We start from the raw sequence: 21,077 nt of genomic DNA on the forward strand, positions 1-21,077 counted from the left end.
CACCGCCACCCCCGTCCGCCCCACCCGAGAGGAGGCGACCGCATGTACGAAGGCATCGTCCAGGAGCTGATCGACGAGCTCGGCCGGCTCCCCGGCATCGGCCCGAAGTCCGCCCAGCGCATCGCGTTCCACATCCTGCAGACCGAGACGTTCGACGTCACCCGGCTCGCCGAGATCCTGCTCGAGCTGCGCGGCCGTGTGCACTTCTGCGACATCTGCGGGAACGTGGCGGAGGAGGCGACCTGCGGGATCTGCCGCGATCCGCGCCGCAGCCGCGCCGTCATCTGCGTCGTGGAGGAGGCGAAGGACGTCCCGGCGATCGAGCGCACCCGCGAGTTCCGCGGGCTCTACCACGTGCTCGGCGGCGCGATCAGCCCGATCGACGGCATCGGCCCGGATCAGCTCCGCATCCGCCAGCTGCTGCAGCGGCTCGCGGACGGCGAGGTGCAGGAGGTCATCATCGCGACCGACCCGAACCTCGAGGGCGAGGCGACGGCGACCTATCTCTCGCGCATGCTCAGCACCCTCGGCATCCGCATCACCCGTCTGGCCTCCGGGCTGCCCGTCGGCGGAGACCTCGAGTACGCCGACGAGATCACCCTCGGCCGCGCCTTCGAGGGCCGCCGGCTCGTCGAGAACTGACGCGGCCGCCGGAGTCGCATGACCGCTCCGGCATGAAGTCGACCGGTAGACTCGCCCGTCGGGTCGCGACGGCGGTCCAGCCACCGACACGGGAGCAGCACGTGAGCCTGATCGTCCAGAAGTTCGGCGGGTCCTCCGTCGCCGACGCGGAGAGCATCAAGCGGGTCGCGAAGCGGATCGTCGCCACCAAGCAGGCGGGCAACGACGTGGTCGTCGCCGTCTCGGCCATGGGCGACACCACCGACGACCTGCTCGAGCTCGCCCACCAGGTCACTCCCATCCCCGCCCCCCGCGAGCTCGACATGCTGCTCTCCTCGGGCGAGCGCATCTCGATGGCGCTGCTGGCGATGGCGATCAAGAGCATGGGCTTCGAGGCCCGCTCCTTCACCGGCAGCCAGGCCGGCATGATCACGGACGCGCAGCACGGCGCCGCCCGCATCGTCGACATCACCCCGGTCCGCCTCCGCGAGGCGCTCGACGAGAACGCCGTCGTCATCGTCGCGGGCTTCCAGGGCTTCAACCGCGACACGAAGGACATCACCACCCTCGGCCGCGGCGGCTCGGACACCACCGCCGTCGCGCTCGCCGCGGGACTCGGCGCCGACACCTGCGAGATCTACACGGACGTCGACGGCGTCTTCACCGCCGACCCGCGGGTCGTCAAGAAGGCCCGCAAGCTCGACCGCATCACCAGCGAGGAGATGCTCGAGCTGGCCGCCGCGGGCGCGAAGGTGCTGCACATCCGCGCCGTCGAGTTCGCCCGCCGCCACGGAGTCACGCTCCACGTGCGCTCCTCCTTCAGCCCCAACGAGGGCACCATCGTCTACAACGCCGAGACCGCCGGCGCCGAGCAGAACGGACAAGCCGTGGAAGAGCCCATCATCGCCGGAGTCGCCGCCGACCTGAACGAGGCGAAGATCACTGTCGTCGGAGTCCCCGACATCCCGGGCAAGGCCGCGCAGATCTTCACGATCGTGGCCAAGACCGGCTCCAACATCGACATGATCGTGCAGAACGTGTCGGCTGCGGCCACCGCCCGCACCGACATCTCGTTCACCCTGCCCAAGGCCGACGGCCAGACGGTCCTCATGGCTCTCAACGCCGAGAAGGACGAGGTCGGCTTCGAGTCCCTGCAGTACGACGACCAGATCGCCAAGCTCGCGCTCGTGGGCGCCGGGATGCGCACCAACGCCGGCGTGTCCGCGAAGCTGTTCCGCTCCCTCTACGAGGCCGGGATCAACATCGAGATGATCTCCACGAGCGAGATCCGCATCTCGGTCGTCACCCGCGCCGACACCGTGAACGAGGCCCTGCGCGTCGTGCACACCGCCTTCGGGCTCGACGCCGAGGACGAGGCCGTCGTCTACGCCGGCACCGGCCGCTGACGGCCGGACACCCTCGCGATCCGGCCGTTCCTCCCGAGCGGCCGGAGCGACCGGTACCCTCTCCCTCGATCCCCCCGCCACGAGCGGCCCGCGCGCCGCACGGACGAAAGAGCACAGCATGAGCAGCACCCCCCTCCACGTGGGCGTCGTCGGCGCGACCGGCCAGGTCGGGAAGGTGATGCGCCGCCTCCTCGAGGAGCGCGACTTCCCGATCGCGTCCATCCGCTTCTTCGCCACCGCCCGCTCGGCGGGCACGACGCTGCCGTTCCGCGGCGGGGACGTCGTGGTCGAGGACGTGGAGACCGCCGATCCGACGGGGCTCGACATCGCCCTGTTCTCGGCCGGAGCCACGGGATCGCGCGCGCAGGCGCCCCGCTTCGCCGCGGCCGGCGTCACCGTGATCGACAACTCCAGCGCCTGGCGGATGGACCCCGAGGTCCCGCTGGTCGTCAGCGAGGTGAACCCCCACGCCATCGACCAGGCGGTCAAGGGCATCATCGCCAACCCCAACTGCACCACGATGGCCGCGATGCCGATCCTCAAGGTCCTCGACCGCGAGGCGGGGCTCACGCGCCTGATCGTCAGCACCTACCAGGCCGTGTCCGGCAGCGGACTGGCCGGAGCGAACGAGCTGGCCGGCCAGGTCCGCGCCGCCGTCGCCGACGAGCACCTGCTCGACCTGGTGCACGACGGCTCGGCGGTCGACTTCCCCGCGCCGGACAAGTACGTCGCCCCGATCGCCTTCGACGTCATCCCCTTCGCGGGGAGCCTGGTCGAGGACGGCTCGAACGAGACAGACGAGGAGAAGAAGCTCCGCAACGAGAGCCGCCGCATCCTCGAGCTCCCGGAGCTGCTGGTCTCGGGCACCTGCGTGCGCGTCCCCGTGTTCACCGGCCACTCGCTCTCCGTCAACGCAGAGTTCGCCTCCGCCCTCAGCCCCGAGCGTGCTCGCGAGCTGCTGGCCGACGCGCCCGGCGTCGTGCTGCGCGAGGTGCCGACTCCGCTGGAGGCCGCGGGCAAGGACCCGAGCTTCGTCGGCCGCATCCGCGCCGACGAGGGTGCTCCGGAGGGACGCGGCCTCGCGCTCTTCATCAGCAACGACAACCTCCGCAAGGGCGCGGCCCTGAACGCCGTGCAGATCGCCGAGCTCATCGCGGCGAAGCAGCCCGTGTCCTGACCGGCGTGGACGGGGCCGGCGCCGAGCGCTCCGGCCCCTTCCGGGTGGAAAAGCCGCGAATTTGATGGGGGAGCGGGGCCCCTCCCCGCCGCGGCGTGCTCGGGCGAGCGTAAACTCGACTCTCGTGAACTCCTCGGAACCGGTCGACGTCGCCCTCATCGGTGGGGGCATCATGAGCGCCACGCTCGGCGCCCTCATCACCCAGCTGCAGCCCGACTGGACGATCGCCGCCTACGAGCGCCTCGGCGACGTGGCGCAGGAGTCGTCGAACCCGTGGAACAACGCGGGCACCGGTCACGCGGCCCTCTGCGAGCTGAACTACATGCCCGAGGCGGCCGACGGCTCCGTCGACCCGGCCAAGGCGATCCAGATCAACGAGCAGTTCCAGATCTCGCGCCAGTTCTGGTCGAGCCTGGTGGAGTCCGGCGACATCCGCGAGCCCTCCAGCTTCATCAACCCGGCGCCGCACATGACCTTCGTGCACGGCGAGGCCAACGTCGAGTACCTCCGGAAGCGCTACGAGGCCCTCAAGGACCAGCCGCTGTTCGCCGGCATCGAGTTCACCGAGAGCGTCAAGACCATCCACGAGTGGGCGCCCCTGCTGATGGAGCAGCGTCCCGCCGGCGGCGGCCCCTACGCGGCGACGCGCATGCCGGCCGGCACCGACGTCGACTTCGGCTCGCTGACCCACCAGCTGTTCGACCACGTCGTCGCCCACGGCGGCACGCTCGACACCGGCCGCGAGGTCACCGACATCACCCGGCAGAAGGACGGCACCTGGCGCCTCGACCTCAAGCAGGTCGTCGGAGGCACGCCCCAGTCGGTGACCGCCCGCTTCGTCTTCGTCGGCGCCGGCGGCGGTGCGCTGCACCTCCTGCAGAAGTCGGGCATCCCCGAGATCAAGGGCTTCGGAGGCTTCCCGATCTCGGGCCAGTTCCTCCGCACCGACAACCCCGAGCTGGTCGCCCGGCACAAGGCGAAGGTCTACGGCAAGGCCGCGGTCGGCGCGCCCCCGATGTCGGTGCCGCACCTCGATGCGCGCGTCGTCGACGGCGAGTCATCCCTCCTCTTCGGCCCCTACGCGGGCTTCACGCCCAAGTTCCTGAAGCGGGGCTCGTGGCTCGACCTGCCCCTGTCGATCCGGCCGCACAACATCGGCCCGATGCTCGCGGTCGCCCGCGACAACCTCGACCTGATGAAATACCTGATCGGTGAGGTGCTCGCCGGCCGTGGCAAGAAGATGAAGGCCCTGCGCGAGTTCCTGCCCACCGCCCGCGACGAGGACTGGTACCTGATCACCGCCGGCCAGCGCGTCCAGGTGATGAAGAAGGACGAGAAGAAGGGCGGCGTGCTGCAGTTCGGCACCGAGGTCATCACCGGAGGGGACGGCACGATCGCCGGCCTGCTCGGCGCCTCGCCCGGAGCCTCGACCGCCGTGCCGATCATGCTCGACATCGTGCAGAAGTGCTTCCCCGACCGGATGAAGGCCTGGGAGCCGCGGATCCGCGCGCTGGTGCCGAGCTACGGCTCGACCCTCAACGACGCGCCCGAGAAAGCCGAGCAGACGGTCACCGCGACCGCCGAGACGCTGGAGCTGTCCGCCTCGGTCTGATCGGCTGCGATCCGTTCGAACGTATGTTCTAATGGCTCCATGAGGTGGAGCGGGCAGTCGATCGGCACGGCCGACGAGGCCGCCCTGCCCGGCCTCGTCAAGCTCACCGACCTGGTGCGGACGGTGCGCACGCCGGAGTTCGAGGGCATCACCTTCTACGAGGTGCTCGCGAAGTCGGCGCTCAACCGCGTGCACACCTCCTCGAAGATGCCGTTCGGCTGGAGCATCAACCCGATGCGCGGCTGCACCCACGCCTGCACCTACTGCTTCGCCCGGCCCACGCACGAGTACCTCGAGTTCGACGGCGGCCGCGACTTCGACTCGCAGATCGTCGTGAAGGTGAACGTCGCCGAGGTCCTCACCCGGGAGCTCGCCAAGCCGAGCTGGGAGCGGCACCCCGTGGCACTCGGCACCAACACCGATCCGTACCAGCGCGCCGAGGGCCGCTACCGGCTGATGCCGGGCATCATCGCCGCGCTCGCCGCCTCGGGCACCCCGATCTCGATCCTCACGAAGGGCTCGCTGCTGCGGCGAGACCTGCCGCTGCTCCGCGAGGCCGCAGAGCACGTCCCGGTCGACCTCGGAGTCTCGATCGCCGTCTACGACGAGGGCCTCCAGCGCTCCGTCGAGCCGGGTGCGCCGACCGCGGCGGCCAGGCTGGCGACGGTCACCGCGGCACGGGAGGCCGGCTTCGACTGCTCGGTGTTCCTGATGCCGATCCTGCCGTTCCTCACCGACACACGGGCGCACCTCGACGAGTCGCTCCGGGCCTGCCGCGAGGCGGGCGCCAGCACGATCATGTACTCGACCCTCTACCTCAAGCCCGGGGTGAAGGAGTGGTTCCTGCAGTGGCTCGGGCAGGAGCACCCCGAGCTGGTCGACAAGTACCGAGCGCTCTACCCGGGCCGCGACGCCTACGCGCCTCTCGAGTACCGGCGCTGGCTCTCGGCGCGCATCCGCCCGCTGATGCGCGCGCACGGGCTCGAGCGCGGCGAGGAGGACCCGGCCACCGGCTCCGTCAAGTCCTCCGCCCTCGGTTCGCTCGGAACGCTGCGGACCCTCGGCGGCGAGCGGCGCTCCCTCCAGCACGACGGGCTGCTGGTCGGGGAGCTCGGGCCGGAGCGCGCCGCGATCCTGCCGGGCGTAGGACAGCCGACGCTGTTCTGAGCCGGGGGCGGGCCCGGCCGCGGCTAGGATCGTCCGCATGGTCACCCGCTCCGGTGAGCCCTCGGGCTCCTCCGCCCGGAGCGCCCGCGACGCGGCACCCCGTGCGGTCCGGCTCGGCCTGCTCGACCCGCGCGAGGACCTGCTCGCGGCGACGAGCGCGTGGATCCGCACCCACGCCCCGGACTTCGAGGTCGTCGTGGCCGCCTCCACCTGGCACGACCTGGTGACGAGCGATGTCTTCCCCACCCAGGTGGTCGTGATGGACGCCGAGCTGCGCGAGCCGATCTCGATCGAGGCGCGGATCCGGACCTGCCGGGCGGCGGGAGCCGCGGTCGTGGCGCTCTCCGCGAGCGAGGACGACGAGGTCCGCGAGCGCGCCCTGAAGGCCGGAGCCGTGCGGCACCTGGCGAAGTCGCGCCCGCTCGCCGAGGTGATGGAGCAGACCCGCGCCGCTCTCGAGATGCGCTCGGCCGACGTCTCGTCCGCGCAGTGGCGGCCCCTGCCGTCCGGAGTCGCGGCGCAGCAGCGCCCACGGCTCAGCGCCGGCGAGCTGGAGGCGCTGCGTCTCTACGCGTCCGGATCGAGCACCCCCGAGGTCGCCGCCAAGATGAACGTGCAGTTCGAGACCGCGAAGACCTACCTGCAGCGCGTGCGCCGCAAGTACGTCGCCGTCGGCAGGCCCGCGGGCCGCCGGGCCGATCTGATCCGCCGCGCCGGCGAGGACGGGTTCCTCCCGTGACCGGCCCCTGCTCACCCCGGGGGCCCCGCCCCCGGACCCGCCCCGAGGAGACCTGATGGCCAAGCTGTACTTCCGCTACGGAGCGATGAACAGCGGGAAGAGCACGTCGCTCCTGCAGGCCGCGCACAACTACGAGGAGCGCGGGCACCGGGTGCTGCTGGCCAAGCCGGCCGTCGACACGAAGGGCGAGGAGCTGATCGTGTCGCGGCTCGGCGTGACCCGTCCGGTGGACATCCTGTTCGAGCCCGACGGGGACCCGGTGGCCGTCTTCACCGCCGCCCGGGCCCGCGTGCTGGCCGAGTCGAAGCGCGACGTGAGTGCTCTGCTCGTCGACGAGGCGCAGTTCCTGCCGGAGTCGCACGTCGACGATCTGCTCCGGATCGCCATCCTCGAGAACGTGCCCGTCCTGGCGTACGGCATCCGCACGGACTTCCGCACCGCCGCGTTCCCGGGCAGCAGGCGACTCCTGGAGATCGCCCACAGCCTCGAGGAGCTGAAGACGATCTGCCGGTGCGGGCGCAAAGCGATCTTCAACGGGCGCGTCGTGGACGGCCGCTTCGTCTTCGACGGCGATCAGGTCGCGATCGACGGAACGGCGGTCACCTACGAGTCGCTGTGCGGCGCGTGCTACCTCCAGGAGAGCCGCGGCCGGCTCCGCGGATGACCGGTCGAGCGTTCCTCACCGGTGCGACACCCCTCCGAAACGAGGAAGTGGGTAGCCTGACGACGTGACAACACCGGAAACGGAATTACGCCTTTCGAAGCAGCAGGAAAGGTCGGGGGAAACGATGACGGCGCAAGGGGCACCGCTGAGGCGTCGGCCGTCGTGGGAGCAGGACTACCGGCGACGGCTGCTCATCACGGACGTCGTCGCGATCGTCCTCTCCGTCTTCGGCACGCAGCTCTTCTGGTTCGACCTGAACCTGAACTCGGATCTGGGGTTCAAGAACCCCGCCGACATCGCGGTCAGCTACACCTGGGTGTCCGTCGCCCTGTCGGTCGGCTGGCTCCTCGCCCTCCAGGTCTTCGACACGCGCGACCGCCGGATCGTCGGCACCGGCTACGTCGAGTACCGCCGCGTCGTCGACGCCTCCATCTGGCTCTTCGGCATCGTCGCGATCATCGCCTACCTGCTCCAGATCCTGCTTGCGCGCGGCTACATCATCACGGCGTTCCCCGCCGGGATCGTGCTGATCTGCGTCGGCCGCCTGGTCTGGCGCTCCTGGCTCACCCGGCAGCGCCGGGCGGGCCGCTTCTCGAGTCAGGTCGTGCTCCTCGGCTCCCGCGCGAGCGTCCTGCACACCGCGCGCGAGCTGCGCCGCGGCACCGAGGCCGGCTACAAGCTCGTCGGCGCCGTCTCGACCTCGGTCGGCGGTGCGGACGCGCTGCGGAGCGAGCAGGAGCTCTCGGGCCTCGCGGTCCACGGGTTCACCGGGATCGACGGCGTCCGCGCCGTGATGGACGCCACCGGTGCCGACACGGTGGTCGTCACGAGCTCCGACGAGCTGGCGCCGCAGCGGATCCGCGAGCTGAGCTGGACGCTCGAGCCCGGGCGCGAGCACCTCGTCGTGGCGCCGAGCCTCACCGACATCGGCGGTCCGCGCATCCACACCCGCCCCGTCGCGGGCCTTCCGCTGATCCACGTCGAGACCCCGCGCTTCGACGGCCGCCAGCGGTTCGCCAAGCGCCTCTTCGACATCCTGGCGTCGACCATGCTGATCATCCTCAGCGCGCCGGTGCTCGTCGTCGTCGCCGTGCTGGTCAAGGTCACCAGCCCCGGGCCCGTGCTCTTCCGGCAGGAGCGCATAGGCCTGAACGGCGCGACCTTCGAGATGCTGAAGTTCCGCTCGATGGTCGTCGACGCGGAGGCGCGACTGGCGGCACTCGCGTCGCAGCAGCGTGCGGAGGGGAACTCGATCCTCTTCAAGATGGCGAAGGACCCGCGCGTCACCCGGGTGGGTGCGATCCTCCGGCGCTTCAGCCTCGACGAGCTGCCCCAGTTCCTGAACGTCTTCCGCGGCGACATGTCCCTGATCGGCCCCCGCCCGCCGCTGGCCCGCGAGGTCGAGCAGTACGAGGAGCACGTGCACCGCCGCTTCCTGATGAAGCCGGGCATCACCGGGCTCTGGCAGGTCAGCGGACGCTCGAACCTCTCGTGGGAGGACACCGTCCGCCTCGACCTGTACTACGTCGAGAACTGGTCGATGACCGGCGACATCGTCATCCTCTTCAAGACCGCGCGCGCCGTCCTCGCCCGCGACGGGGCTTACTGATCGCCGGGGGGAGGGGCGCCGAGCCCCGCACCCTGTCCGTCTCGGTCCTCGAGACCCCGTTCCGCGTGGTCTTCGGACGCGGCGTCGGCGACGAGGACGCGGCGCGGATCGCCGACAGCTGGGCCGCCTGCGCGTCCGAGCCCGACGCGGGAGCACGCGACGTCCTCGCCGAGGTGGGGCACGATCCCTCCGTCCCGCTCGACGGCTCGCCCCGGGTCTCGAGCGCCACGCTCGCGCAGCTCGAGGAGTCCCTGACCTCGACCCTGACCCTCGAGGCGATCGGCGCCCGGCGCGCCGACCTGCTGATGCTCCACGCCTGCGGGATCTCCGACGAGTCCGGCCGCGTGCTGGCCTTCGTCGCCGCCTCCGGGACCGGCAAGACCACCATCGCGCGGACGCTCGGGTCCCGCTTCGGCTACGTCACCGACGAGACGGTCGGCGTGACCCCGGAGGGGCGCGTCCTGCCCTATCCCAAGCCGCTGTCGGTGAAGCCGCTGACCGGATCGGCGCCGAAGGCGCAGCTGGCCCCCGGGTCGCTCGCCCTCCGACCGGTCCCGGAGGCGCCCCTGCGGCTGGCGGGAGTCCTCCTGCTCGAGCGCCGCGACGGCGTCGGGACGCCCTTCCTCGAGCACGTCGACCCGGTCGACGCGATCGAGGACCTGGTGCCGCAGACCTCCTACCTCTCGGCCCGCCCGCGGCCGATCGCCGATCTCGTCCGCACCCTCTCGGCGCTGGGCGGCGTCCGGCGACTGGTCTACTCCGAGGCCGCGAGCGTGGTGCACCTGGTCGAGGAGGTCTTCGCGTCCCTCGGCGCCGAGGCCCCGTCCGCCTGGTCCGAGGTGGTCTCCGTGCAGCTCGACCCTGTGGGCGAGGCCCTGCCCGGCACCGTCCTGCGCACCCCTGCGGACGACGCTGTGGAGCTCGCCGACGGCCAGCTGCTCGTGTTCTGCGGCGGCACCCTCGTGCGCCTGTCCGGCATCGGCCCGACGATCTGGCGCCAAGCCGGCCGGGGCTCCGATCTGCCCGGTCTCGTCGCCGCGGTGCTCGAGGAGGCGGGCCCGCCGCCCGCCGGCGTCGATGCGGAGGCGGTCGTCGAGTCGGCGGTCGTCGAGCTCGAGGGCCTCGGAGTGATCACGAGAGGGACTCCGCCGGAGCCCACCCCCGACGGGTGGCACGGTTGACGCGCCTGGCGCCGAGGGCGCGGAAGCGCTGTGTCAGAATTCGGAAGAACCCGTCTCCGGCGCCCGCCGCGTGATCCGTACCAGCGAAGGAAATCTGACTCTGTGGAACTTCGAGACGTCCTCCGGCTCCTGCGCGACCACTGGATCCCGATCGTCGCGGCGATCCTCCTCGGCACTCTCGTCGCCTTCGGCTGGTCGCTGACGCAGAAGCCGCGGTACGTCGCCGACTCGCAGGGCCTCGTCTCCGTCGCCACCACCGGTGCCGACGACAGCCAGGCGATCTACACGCAGCAGATCGCGCAGTCCGTCGCCAAGTCGAGCCTCGCCACGTACGTCCCGATCGCCACCTCGCGCGACGTGGCGCAGATCGCGATCGACAGCCTCGGCCTCGACGTCTCGCCCGCCACGCTGATCTCGGCGATCGCGGTGCAGGCCGACACGGTCGCCCCAGTGATGAAGGTCAGCGCCACCGCCTCCACCCCCGAGGGCGCGCAGAAGCTCGCCGATGCCTGGGTCGCGGCCATCGCCACCAAGGTGCAGCAGGTCAACCAGGAGACGGGCGTCGGCGACACGGTCTCCCTCACCGTCCTGCAGACCGCGGCGCTCCCGTCCTCGCCGGCGTTCCCGAACCTGCGCCTCGTCCTCGCGGTCGGCGCGCTCGCGGGCCTCGTCCTCGGTCTCGTCTACGCGTTCGTCCGCAACACTCTGGACCGGCGCATCCGCACCGCCGAGATGGTCGAGCGCCTGTTCGACCTCCCCGTGGTCGGCACCCTCCCCGTCGACAAGCGCCTCAGCGAGACCAACCGCATCGTCCCCGAGGCCGACACGACCGACTACATCAAGGCCGACGGCAAGCACGCACTCGCCGAGGCGCTGCGCGAGCTCCGCACGAACCTGCAGTTCATGAACATCGACAGCCCGCCGCGCATCATCGTCGTGACGAGCCCGCTGCCCTCGGACGGCAAGTCGACGGTGACCGCGAACCTCGCGGTGACGCTCGCCGCCTCCGGCCAGCGCACCGTCGTCGTCGACGGCGACCTCCGCAAGCCGACGGTCGCCAAGTCGTTCGGCCTCGTGCCCGGCGTCGGCCTGACCGACCTGCTGATCGGCAAGGCGGAGCTGCAGGACGTCCTGCAGCCGTGGGGCCCGTCCGGCAACCTCTGGGTGCTCGGAGCCGGGTCGATCCCGCCGAACCCGTCCGAGCTGCTCGGCTCCAACGGCATGGACATCCTCCTGCACGAGATCGCCCGCGAGGCCATCGTGATCGTCGATGCGCCGCCGCTCCTGCCCGTCACGGACGGCGCCATCCTCACCGCCCGCACCGACGGCGCGCTCGTGGTCATCTCCGCGGGCAGGACGACGACCGACGAGCTGGGCAAGGCGATCCAGAACCTCGAGCGGGTCAGCGGCCACACCCTCGGCGTGATCCTCAACCGCGTGCCCGCGCGCGGCCAGGTCGGCCGGGGCTACGGCTACTACTACACGAGCTACTACGGCTCCGAGCGATCGGGTGCCCGCCCGGACACGGCCGTCGAGCCCGAGCCCGCGTCGACCTCGGCCTGAGCGCCCCGCGATGATCTTCCCGGGAGACGACTCCGCCCGCCCCCCCCGCCGGAGCTGGCGACCGGACGAACCGGTCGCCGCCTCCGCCGCCCCCGTCTTCACCGTGCTCTCGGTCTGCACCGGCAACATCTGCCGGTCGCCGATGGCGGAGCAGCTGCTGCGCGCCGCACTCGCCGACGCGACATCACCCGCGGGAGGTCCGCTCTTCGCGTTCACGAGCGCCGGAGTGAGGACGCGCGACGGACTGCCGATGGACCCGGTCTCGGCCCGCTTCTCGGCTCAGCACGGGGGAGACCCGGCCGCGCACACGAGCGCGGTGCTCGGCGACGCGATCGTCGGCGACGCCGACCTCCTGCTCACGATGACGCGCGACCACCTGGTCGACGCCTCCCGGCGCTTTCCGTCGCTCCTCCTCCGCGGCTTCACGCTGCTCGAGTTCGCCCGCGTGCTGCCGTTCGTGCTGCGGGAGGTGCCGCTGCCGACGGTCGAGGACCCCGCCGCGCGGCTCCGCGCCGTCGTGCGGCTCGCCGCCGCCCACCGCGGGCGCGCCCCGCGGGGCGAGGGCGGCGACGACATCGAGGACCCGATCGGCCGCAGCGAGGCCGTGCACGAGCGCGTGGCGGCGCAGATCGCGGCGGCTGTCGCCGACGTCTCCCGTGATCTGAGAGCATTGGCGCGGCGGTAGTCGCGCGTCCGCGGGCGCGCTGACGCGTCGCCGCATCGCATCGCTCCTCCTCACCGTCGCGACCGCGACACGAACCCGCCACGATTCGGAGAACCCCTGTGAAGCTTTCTGTCATCGGCTGCGGCTACCTCGGTGCCGTCCACGCTGCCGCCATGGCCGAGCTCGGCCACGACGTCATCGGCATCGACGTCGACCAGAAGAAGATCGACGCCCTGGCCGCCGGCACCGCGCCGTTCTTCGAGCCCGGCCTCCCGGAGCTGCTGTCCTCCGGCGTCGCCTCCGGGCGCCTGCGCTTCTCGACCGACATGGCCGACGCCGCCGGTGCGGCCGTGCACTTCGTCGCCGTCGGCACCCCGCAGAAGCCGGGCGAGAACGCCGCGGACATGACCTACGTCGACTCGGCGATCGACGGTCTCCTGCCCTACCTCGAGGCGGACTCCCTCGTCGTCGGCAAGTCGACCGTCCCCGTCGGCACCGCTGCCCGCCTGGCCGACCGCATCGCCTCCTCCGGTGCGACCCTCGCCTGGAACCCCGAGTTCCTCCGCGAGGGCTTCGCCGTGAAGGACACGATCAGCCCCGACCGCCTCGTCTACGGCGTGCCCGCAGGCGAGGCCGGAGCAGCGGCGAAGGCGACCCTCGACGAGGTCTACGCGACGGCGCTCGCGGCCGAGACCCCGCTCGTGGTCACCGACTACGCCACCGCCGAGCTGGTGAAGGTCTCGGCCAACGCCTTCCTCGCGACCAAGATCTCGTTCATCAACGCGATCGCCGAGATCGCGGAGGTCACCGGCGCGGACGTCACGCAGCTCGCCGACGCGATCGGCTACGACGTGCGGATCGGCCGCCGCTTCCTGAACGCGGGCATCGGCTTCGGAGGCGGCTGCCTCCCGAAGGACATCCGCGCCTTCTCGGCCCGCGCCGACGAGCTCGGCGTCGGCGAGTCCGTCGCCTTCCTCAAAGAGGTCGACGCGATCAACCTGCGTCGCCGTCAGCGCGTCGTCGACCTCGTCACCGAGGGCCTGGGCGGCTCCGTCGAGGGCCGCCGCATCGCGGTGCTCGGTCTGGCGTTCAAGCCGGAGTCGGACGACATCCGCGACTCGCCGTCGCTCGACGTCGCCGCTCGCCTGCACGACCTCGGTGCGACCGTGGTCGCGACCGACCCCGAGGCGATCGAGAACTCGCGCCGCCGCTACCCCGAGATCACCTACACGACCGACGTCGACGAGGCGCTGGCCGGTGCCGACGCCGTGGTCGTCGTGACGGAGTGGAAGCAGTTCCGCGCCCTCGACCCCGCGGCCACGGCGGCGAAGGTGGCCAACACCTTCCTCGTCGACGGTCGCAACTGCCTCGACCCCGCCGCCTGGCGTGCGGCCGGCTGGGAGTACCGCGGCCTCGGCCGCTGACGCGGCGGAGCCGTCGTCTCAGCGGACGCGGCTCGGCTGATCCGCCACGACGCCGGAGGTGCCGCGGAGGGGGATGTGCGCGAAGGCGTCGTCCCACTCCGCCGCCCTCCGGCGTCGTCGTGCGCGGACGACCATCCGGAGCAGTACGCCGGCGACAGCGCCGAGGAGGGCGCCGGAGGTGTTCATCACGACGTCGTCGACGGTGGCGAAGCGCGCCGAGAGGAAGAGCAGCTGGCCCGCCTCGATGAGCGAGCTCACGACGGCGCCGACGGCGACGGCGACCCACGCCCTCCGGAGCCGCAGGTTGAGGGCCAGGAGCAGCCCCAGGGGCACGAACAGGGCGATGTTGGCGATCGACTCGATGAACGCGTAGTCGACCATCGGGAGGCCGTGCCGGGCGAACCAGGAGGTCACTCGGCCGAGATCCCCCCGCACTCCCGCATCGACGGGCGTCGGCCAGAAGGCGATCGCTGCGAGCGCGACCACGTAGGGCACGCTGATGGCGAGGGTGAGGCGGGTGAGCGACCGGGTCACGGTGCTCCTCTCGTCGGTCGTCGGGCGGGGGCGGCGACGACGGCGGAAGAACAGTCTCGCTCCCGGCTGCTGGGATCGGGCCGGGAGGCGCGGGGGAGTGGGCTGGAGGCACGCCCGTGCGCAGGACGCTCGGGACGCCGACAGGGGTGCTCGAGCCGGAGAGCGCGGGGCGGTGATCGCGCCGGCTCCGTCGTCGACCAGGCTCCGGCCCGGGCGAGCATCCGCCTGCGGGCGAGCCCCGCCACAGCAGAATTCCGAGAACGCCCCGGGAACGACGAAGCCCGGCCGGATCATCGATCCTGGCCGGGCTTCTCACCGGTCGGGGTAGCGGGATTCGAACCCACGACCTCCTCGTCCCGAACGAGGCGCGCTACCAAGCTGCGCCACACCCCGGTGTGCTCATCACGGAGAACCGCTCACGAGCCTCGACAATAGTAGCCGATTTCCGGACCGCCGTCGGACACCCCTCGTCAGGCCGCCGGAGTGAGCGTGACGAGGGTCACCTCGGGCCGGCAGGCGAAGCGCACCGGTGCGTAGATCGAGGTGCCGACTCCGGCGGACACGTTGAGGTACGAGCTGCGCAGTCCGTTGTCCCACGTCGTCGAGCCGGCGACCTTGTCGCGCGGGATGTCGCAGTTGGTGACGAGGGCGCCGAAGCCCGGGACGCAGACCTGCCCGCCGTGCGTGTGCCCGGCGAGGATCACCTCGGCGCCGCGGGCGACGAAGTCGTCGAGGATGCGCTGGTAGGGCGCGTGCGCCACGCCGATGCTGACCCCGGCCGGTCCGTCCTCCGCGCCGCGCAGCTCGTCCACGGCTCCGGCGACGAGGTCGATGCGGTCGAGGCCGATGTGCGGGTCGTCGACGCCGAAGAACTCGATGCGCGTCCCCTTCACCGTGATGCTCTCGGCGCGGTTGTTGAGGTCCACCCAGCCGAGCCCGTCCGAGAAGAAGCCGGTCAGCCCGTCGGTGTCGAGATCGGCCTCGTGCTGCTTGGGGTTCTTGGAGGGGCCGACGAAGTAGCGGAGCGGGTTCTTGATCCGAGGGCCGAAGTAGTCGTTGGATCCGTTGACGAAAGCGCCGGGGATCCCGGCGAAGGGCTCCAGAGCCCGGCGGATGCCGAGCACGCCGTCGCGGTGGCCGAGGTTGTCGCCGGTGTCGACCACGACGTCGGGCGCCAGGGCGAGGAGCGAGCGGATCCACTCCTGCTTCTTGCTCTGCCACGGGGCCATGTGCAGGTCCGACACGTGCAGGACGCGGATCGGCTCGGAACCGGCGGGCAGCACCGGGAACGACGTGCGCCGGACGGTGAACAGCGTCCGCTCGACGCCGATGCCCCAGGCCGCGGCGACGGCTCCGGCCGCGGCGACGGTCGCGAGGGCGGTGGTGAGGGGGCGACGGGTGCGTCCGGTCATGGGTCCTTCTCTCGCACGTCGGCCGCGAGCGCGGCCGCGTTCATTCTGCCGGACGCTCCCTCGGGAGCAGCCGGGGGTGCGGGGGCTCAGCCCGCGCGGGGCGGGGCGCCCGGTCCGGCGCTGATCTGCAGGGTGATCTCCGCGCCCCGGGAGACGCGCGACCCGGCGGGCGGGTTCGTCTGCGCGACCGTCCCTGCCGGGCGGTCGGAGGGGACCGGAGAAGTGTCGACGCGGACCGTGAAGCCGACGGAGCGCAGGCGTGCGGCCGCCGCAGAGGGGCTCTGGCCGGTGACCTGGGGCACGGCCTCCTGCGGAGCGTCGACGAGCGAGCGGACCGGAGCCGGGAACGCCGTCCCGCCGTACTTCGCGTCGGCGACGCGCATGATGCGCGGCCAGATCTGGTGGCGCACCTGACCGGCGTTCACCCGGTTGAGACTGAATCCGCGCATGGAGGTGAAGCCGGTCACGTTGCCGACCCAGGTGGCGGTGGCGACCTCGGTGCTCGCGCCGACCATCCACGTGTGCAGCGCGTCGTCCGTGGTGCCGGTCTTGCCGATGTGCGGCACCCCGGTGCGGGGGTTGGAGGGGGCGCCGGTGCCGCCCGTCACCACTTGCTGCAGGGCGTAGCCGGCGGTCGCGGCAACCTCCTCGGACATCCCCTGGCTGCACTCGGAGGCGGGCGGCGCGACGTCCGCGCCCGTGCGGTCGACGATCCGGTCGATCGCGATGGGCGTGCAGACGGTGCCCTTGTTCGCGAAGCCGGCGAAGGCCGTGGCCATCGTGAGCGGAGCGATCTCGTTGGTGCCGAGGATGGTCGGCGCGAGCTTCTGCAGCTCGGTCCCGTCGGCACGGTGCACGCCCATCGCCAGCGCCGTGTTGCGGATGCCGCAGAGGTCCAGCTGCTGGGCCATGGCGGCGAACGAGGTGTTGATCGAGCCGGTCGTGGCCTGCAGGGCCGTGGTCACTCCTCCGTTGCCGCCCTCGTCGTTCCCGGGGTTCCAGGACTCGCCGTAGTAGACGCCGTCGGGCTCGCAGCTGTCACGGAAGGTCGTGTAGGCGCGGCGGGTGCCGTCGACGCTCTCGCCGAGCGAGTGCCCCTCCTGCAGCCACTCCGCGAGGGTGAACACCTTGTAGGTCGAGCCGACCTGGAATCCCGAGGAGCCGCCGTACCCGAAGTCGGTGTTGTAGTTGACGCTCGTGTAGTTGGGGCCCGTCAGGTCCGGATCGTTGGAGTAGTCCTTGTTCTGGGTCATCGCGAGGATGCGGCCGGTGCCGACCTCGACCGAGACGCTCGCGCTGCCGATGTTCACGTTCGCCATCGACTTGGGCACCCAGTCGTCGGTGGCCGAGACGGCGGCCTGCTGCAGGTCGGAGTCGAGGGTCGTGTAGATCCGGTAGCCGCCGCGCTTGAAGGTGGCGTCGCGCTCGTCCTGGCTCGCACCGAACGCGTCGTCGTTCTTGATGACCCAGGTGACGTAGTCGCAGAAGAAGGCCGCGACTCCGGCCGTCTGGCAGCCGGTGCTCGGCTCGGTGATGTTCGGCGTCACGGGCTCGGCGACGGCCGCCTGCGCCTGCTCGGACGTCACCTTCGACTCGAGGTCCATGCGGGTGACGATGTAGTCGCGCCGGTCCCGGGTCTGCGGGTAGCCCTCCGCGGCGGGGTTCGCCGGGTCGCCGGGCCGGTCGAAGCGGAACTTCTCGGGGTTGTTCACGATCGCGACGAGCGCGGCGGACTGCGCGAGCGAGAGGTCCTTCGCGCTCACTCCGAAGTAGTAGCGGGCGGCCGCCTCGACGCCGTAGACGGTGCCGCCGAACAGGGCGATGTTGAGGTAGCCCAGCAGGATGTCGTTCTTCGGATACTCCTTCTCGAGCCCGATGGCGAGCCGCATCTCGGCGACCTTGCGCTCCGGAGTGGTCTCCGTGGCCTCGCGGTAGGCCGCGTCGCGCTCGATCGGATCGCTGAGCGCCTCCGCCTTCTGCACGAGCACGTTCTTGACGTACTGCTGCGTGATGGAGGAGCCGCCCTGGACGTCCCCGCCCATGGCCGTCGTCGCGGCCGCGCGGACGGTGCCGAGCAGATCGATGCCGCCGTGCTCGTAGAAGCGGGGGTCCTCGGAGGCGACCACGGCGTCCTTCACGAACGGCGAGATCTCGTCCCAGCCCACCTCGACGCGGTTCTGGGCGTAGAAGGAGGCGAGCAGCACGTCGCCGCCGGAGGAGTCCTTCGCGTACACGTCGCTCTTCTCGGCGAGCGTGCCGATCTCGAGGTACTCGGGGAGGTTGTCGAACATCTCCACCGTGTTGCCGGCGGCCATGCCGCTCAGCGCAATCGCCGGCGTCACCGAGGCGGCCACCAGGACTCCCGCGACGACGCTCATGGCGACGATGCCGATCAGACCGCCGACGGCGCCCCCGATAGTCTTCACGACTCTGGTCCCGCCCTGCCCCGACATAGAATCAGCGTAGTCGCCGCGCTCGGACGAGCCGCGGCGCTCATCCCGCCGACGCGCGGCGCTCAGCAGTCGTCCCGCACCGGCCGCACCCGAGGAGAGCCATGTCCGTCCCGCGCTGGGAGTACATCACCACCCCGCTGATGATCCACAACACCACGGCGATCCTGAACACCTGGGGATCCGAGGGCTGGGAGCTGGTCCAGATCGTGACCGGTCCCGAGGGCGGCCTCGTCGCGTACCTCAAGCGCCCCGTCGCCGAGGCCGGCGCGTGATCGCCGAGCGCCTCGCGGAGCTCGGCGTGGAGCTGCCCGCGGTCGCGGTCCCCGCCGGCGCCTACGTCCCCGCCGTCGTGCACGGCGGCCTCGTCTACACGGCGGGGCAGATCCCCTTCGTCGACGGCGCTCTGCCGCTGGTCGGCAAGGTCGGCGACGAGGTGTCGCCCGAGCAGGCGAAGGAGCTGGCCCGCACCTGCGCCCTCAACGCGCTCGCGGCCGTCGCCGACGCGATCGGATCGCTCGACCGGGTGACGCGGATCGTGAAGCTCACCGGCTTCGTCGCGTCCGCCTCCGGCTTCACCGGGCAGCCCGGCGTGATCAACGGCGCCTCGGAGCTGCTCGGCGACGTGTTCGGCGAGCCCGGCCGTCACGCGCGCTCGGCCGTCGGGGTGGCGGAGCTGCCCCTCGGCGCTCCCGTCGAGGTCGAGCTGATCGTCGCCTTCGACTGACGCACCGCCCCCTCCGGCCCACACGGCGGGAGGGGGCGGCGCCCGGTCAGTCCGCGGCGATCGCGGAGGAGATCACCGCCATCACCTGCGTGTCCGCGAGCGTCGTCGTGTCGCCCACGGCACGTCCCTCCGCCACGTCGCGCAGCAGCCGGCGCATGATCTTCCCCGAGCGGGTCTTGGGCAGCTCCTGCACCACGAAGATCCGCTTCGGGCGGGCGATCGCGCCGATGTGCTCGGCGACGTGCGCCTTCAGGGTGGCCTCGAGCTCGTCGTGTCCGTGGGCCAGCGCCTCGGCCTGGCTCGCCTTCGCGATCACGAACGCGACCACGGCCTGGCCGGTGGTCTCGTCCGCGGCTCCCACGACGGCCGCCTCGGCGACGACCGGGTGCGAGACGAGGGCCGACTCGATCTCGGCCGTCGAGAGGCGGTGGCCGGAGACGTTCATCACGTCGTCCACGCGCCCCAGGAGCCAGAGGTCGCCGTCCTGATCACGACGCGCCCCGTCGCCCGCGAAGTAGCGGTCGCCGAACTTCGACCAGTAGGTCTCGACGTAGCGCTCCGGGTCGCCCCAGATGCCGCGCAGCATCGCCGGCCAGGGCTCGGTGATCACGAGCAGTCCGCCCTCGTCGGCGCCGACCGGCGTCCCGGAGTCGTCGACCACGTCGATCGAGATCCCCGGCAGAGCTACCTGCGCGGACCCGGGCTTGAGAGTCGTCACCCCGGGCAGGGGGGACACCATCATCGCGCCGGTCTCGGTCTGCCACCACGTGTCGACGATGGGGGTGCGGCCGCCGCCGATGACGTCGCGGTACCAGACCCACGCCTCCGGGTTGATCGGCTCGCCGACCGATCCGAGCAGGCGCAGGCTCGAGAGGTCGAAGCGCTGCGGGATCTGCCGGCCGAGCTTCATGAAGGAGCGGATCGCCGTGGGCGCCGCGTAGAGGATCGTCACGCCGTGCTTCTCGACGATCTCCCACCAGCGGCCGGGATGCGGGCTGTCCGGAGTGCCCTCGTACATCACCTGGGTGGCGCCGTTGGCGAGCGGGCCGTAGACGACGTAGCTGTGCCCGGTGATCCAGCCCACGTCCGCGGTCGACCAGTAGACGTCCGACTCGGGGTGCAGGTCGAAGACCGCGCGGTGCGTGAAGGCGACCTGGGTGAGGTACCCGCCGCTGGTGTGCAGGATGCCCTTGGGCTTCCCGGTCGTGCCGCTGGTGTAGAGGATGAAGAGGGGCTGCTCGGCGGGGAACGGCTTGGCGACGTGGTCGGCGTCGACCGCCACGATCTCCTCGTGCCACCAGAGGTCGCGCCCCTCGTGCCAGGCGACCTCGTTGCCTCCGCGGCGCACGACCAGGACGTGCTGGACGCTGGACTCGCCGCCGAGGGCGAGCGCGGCGTCGACCGCCGGCTTCAGGGGCGAGACGGCGCCCTTGCGCCAGCCGCCGTCGGCGGTGATGACGAGTGTCGCCTCCGCGTCGTCGATGCGCGCGCGCAGGCTCTCGGCGCTGAAGCCGCCGAAGACGACGGAGTGGACCGCCCCCAGCCGGGCGACGGCCAGCATCGCGATGACCGCCTCCGGGATCATGGGCAGGTAGATCGCGACGCGGTCGCCGGCGCGGACGCCGAGGCTCGTGAGCAGGTTCGCGGCGCGCTTCACCTCGGCGGTGAGCTCGGCGTAGGTGATCGAGCGGGAGTCGCCGGGCTCGCCCTCCCAGTGCAGGGCGACGCGGTCGCCGTGGCCGGCCAGGACGTGGCGGTCGAGGCAGTTGTAGGCCACGTTCAGCTCGCCGTCGTCGAACCACTTCGCGAACGGGGGCTCGCTCCAGTCGAGGGTGCGCGTGAACGGTCGGTGCCAGTGCAGGAGCTCGCGGCTCCGGTCGGCCCAGAAGGCGAGGCGGTCGGCCGCGGCCTCGTCGTAGAGCGCGGCGGTCGCGACCGCTCCGGCGGCGAGATCGGCCGGCGGCGGGAACCGGCGGGTCTCGTGGAGGAGGTTGTCGATGGCGTTCCGGTCGGCGGCCGGGGCGTCGGGGGGAGTGGACATCTGCGATTCGCTCCTTCGCGAGTGAGACGTTCGCCGGCCCGCGCGGTCGGCGTCGCACCACCGTAGCGCCCGCCTCCAGCGGGGAT

18 protein-coding genes and 1 tRNA gene are annotated in these 21,077 nt (G+C 71.6%); 14 read left to right on the forward strand and 5 right to left on the reverse strand.

Annotated elements, in window-relative coordinates; translation table 11 throughout:
• Positions 1-42: 42 nt before the first annotated feature.
• The 12 genes from recR to C5C69_RS07135 all read left to right on the forward strand — a co-directional run bounded on the left by recR (position 43) and on the right by C5C69_RS07135 (position 13,827).
• Entirely contained in the window at positions 43-642 is a 600-nt protein-coding gene (gene recR, locus C5C69_RS07080) for a recombination mediator RecR (protein ID WP_104222157.1), read from the forward strand.
• A gap of 101 nt (positions 643-743) precedes the next feature.
• Positions 744-2,027 (forward strand): aspartate kinase, encoded by a 1,284-nt coding sequence (locus tag C5C69_RS07085; RefSeq protein WP_104222160.1) that lies wholly within the window; start codon positions 744-746, stop codon positions 2,025-2,027.
• A 118-nt stretch (positions 2,028-2,145) separates the two neighbouring features.
• A complete protein-coding gene (locus tag C5C69_RS07090) occupies positions 2,146-3,204 on the forward strand; it encodes an aspartate-semialdehyde dehydrogenase (RefSeq protein ID WP_104233747.1) in 1,059 nt (352 codons plus the stop codon).
• A gap of 64 nt (positions 3,205-3,268) precedes the next feature.
• The gene (locus C5C69_RS07095; RefSeq protein WP_104233746.1) at positions 3,269-4,816 is read left to right on the forward strand and encodes a malate:quinone oxidoreductase; all 1,548 of its coding nucleotides are present in this window, start codon (positions 3,269-3,271) and stop codon (positions 4,814-4,816) included.
• Positions 4,817-4,855: 39 nt separating this feature from the next.
• The gene (locus tag C5C69_RS07100; protein WP_104233745.1) at positions 4,856-5,983 is read left to right on the forward strand and encodes an Rv2578c family radical SAM protein; all 1,128 of its coding nucleotides are present in this window, start codon (positions 4,856-4,858) and stop codon (positions 5,981-5,983) included.
• A gap of 37 nt (positions 5,984-6,020) precedes the next feature.
• A complete protein-coding gene (locus tag C5C69_RS07105) occupies positions 6,021-6,722 on the forward strand; it encodes a LuxR C-terminal-related transcriptional regulator (protein ID WP_104233744.1) in 702 nt (233 codons plus the stop codon).
• 55 nt (positions 6,723-6,777) lie between these two features.
• Positions 6,778-7,386: a thymidine kinase gene (locus C5C69_RS07110; protein ID WP_104227256.1), complete on the forward strand. Its 609-nt coding sequence runs from the start codon at positions 6,778-6,780 to the stop codon at positions 7,384-7,386.
• Between the two features lie 124 nt (positions 7,387-7,510).
• On the forward strand, positions 7,511-8,995 hold the full coding sequence (locus C5C69_RS07115; RefSeq protein WP_104222171.1) for a sugar transferase: 1,485 nt from the start codon (positions 7,511-7,513) through the stop codon (positions 8,993-8,995).
• Between the two features lie 65 nt (positions 8,996-9,060).
• A complete protein-coding gene (locus C5C69_RS07120) occupies positions 9,061-10,176 on the forward strand; it encodes a hypothetical protein (protein ID WP_104233743.1) in 1,116 nt (371 codons plus the stop codon).
• Positions 10,177-10,278: 102 nt separating this feature from the next.
• Complete coding sequence (locus tag C5C69_RS07125; RefSeq protein ID WP_159939611.1) at positions 10,279-11,739, forward strand: polysaccharide biosynthesis tyrosine autokinase; 1,461 nt, start codon at positions 10,279-10,281, stop codon at positions 11,737-11,739.
• Positions 11,740-11,749: 10 nt separating this feature from the next.
• Complete coding sequence (locus tag C5C69_RS07130) at positions 11,750-12,424, forward strand: low molecular weight phosphatase family protein (RefSeq protein WP_104233741.1); 675 nt, start codon at positions 11,750-11,752, stop codon at positions 12,422-12,424.
• Between the two features lie 98 nt (positions 12,425-12,522).
• On the forward strand, positions 12,523-13,827 hold the full coding sequence (locus tag C5C69_RS07135) for a UDP-glucose/GDP-mannose dehydrogenase family protein (protein WP_104222179.1): 1,305 nt from the start codon (positions 12,523-12,525) through the stop codon (positions 13,825-13,827).
• An 18-nt stretch (positions 13,828-13,845) separates the two neighbouring features.
• Here C5C69_RS07135 and C5C69_RS17205 read toward each other — a convergent pair whose 3' ends face one another.
• The 4 genes from C5C69_RS17205 to C5C69_RS07155 form a co-directional block, all read right to left on the reverse strand.
• Entirely contained in the window at positions 13,846-14,361 is a 516-nt protein-coding gene (locus C5C69_RS17205) for a VanZ family protein (RefSeq protein ID WP_258065113.1), read from the reverse strand.
• A 319-nt stretch (positions 14,362-14,680) separates the two neighbouring features.
• Positions 14,681-14,754 (reverse strand) — tRNA-Pro (locus tag C5C69_RS07145).
• A 77-nt stretch (positions 14,755-14,831) separates the two neighbouring features.
• On the reverse strand, positions 14,832-15,773 hold the full coding sequence (locus C5C69_RS07150) for a metallophosphoesterase (protein WP_104233739.1): 942 nt from the start codon (positions 15,771-15,773) through the stop codon (positions 14,832-14,834).
• 86 nt (positions 15,774-15,859) lie between these two features.
• Positions 15,860-18,199: a transglycosylase domain-containing protein gene (locus tag C5C69_RS07155; RefSeq protein WP_181067824.1), complete on the reverse strand. Its 2,340-nt coding sequence runs from the start codon at positions 18,197-18,199 to the stop codon at positions 15,860-15,862.
• Between the two features lie 128 nt (positions 18,200-18,327).
• On the opposite strand from C5C69_RS07155, the gene C5C69_RS16935 reads away from it, so the two are divergent.
• Together C5C69_RS16935 and C5C69_RS07160 are read left to right on the forward strand one after the other, a co-directional pair.
• Positions 18,328-18,498 (forward strand): hypothetical protein, encoded by a 171-nt coding sequence (locus C5C69_RS16935; RefSeq protein WP_164861113.1) that lies wholly within the window; start codon positions 18,328-18,330, stop codon positions 18,496-18,498.
• A complete protein-coding gene (locus tag C5C69_RS07160; RefSeq protein WP_219812178.1) occupies positions 18,495-18,950 on the forward strand; it encodes a RidA family protein in 456 nt (151 codons plus the stop codon). Before C5C69_RS16935 ends, C5C69_RS07160 begins: the two co-directional genes overlap by 4 nt.
• 46 nt (positions 18,951-18,996) lie before the next feature.
• On the opposite strand, the gene acs is transcribed toward C5C69_RS07160, so the two are convergent.
• On the reverse strand, positions 18,997-20,991 hold the full coding sequence (gene acs, locus C5C69_RS07165; RefSeq protein ID WP_104233737.1) for an acetate--CoA ligase: 1,995 nt from the start codon (positions 20,989-20,991) through the stop codon (positions 18,997-18,999).
• Positions 20,992-21,077 lie beyond the last annotated feature (86 nt).

Source organism: Rathayibacter sp. AY1C7, from assembly GCF_002931865.1.
Lineage (GTDB): Bacteria > Actinomycetota > Actinomycetes > Actinomycetales > Microbacteriaceae > Rathayibacter.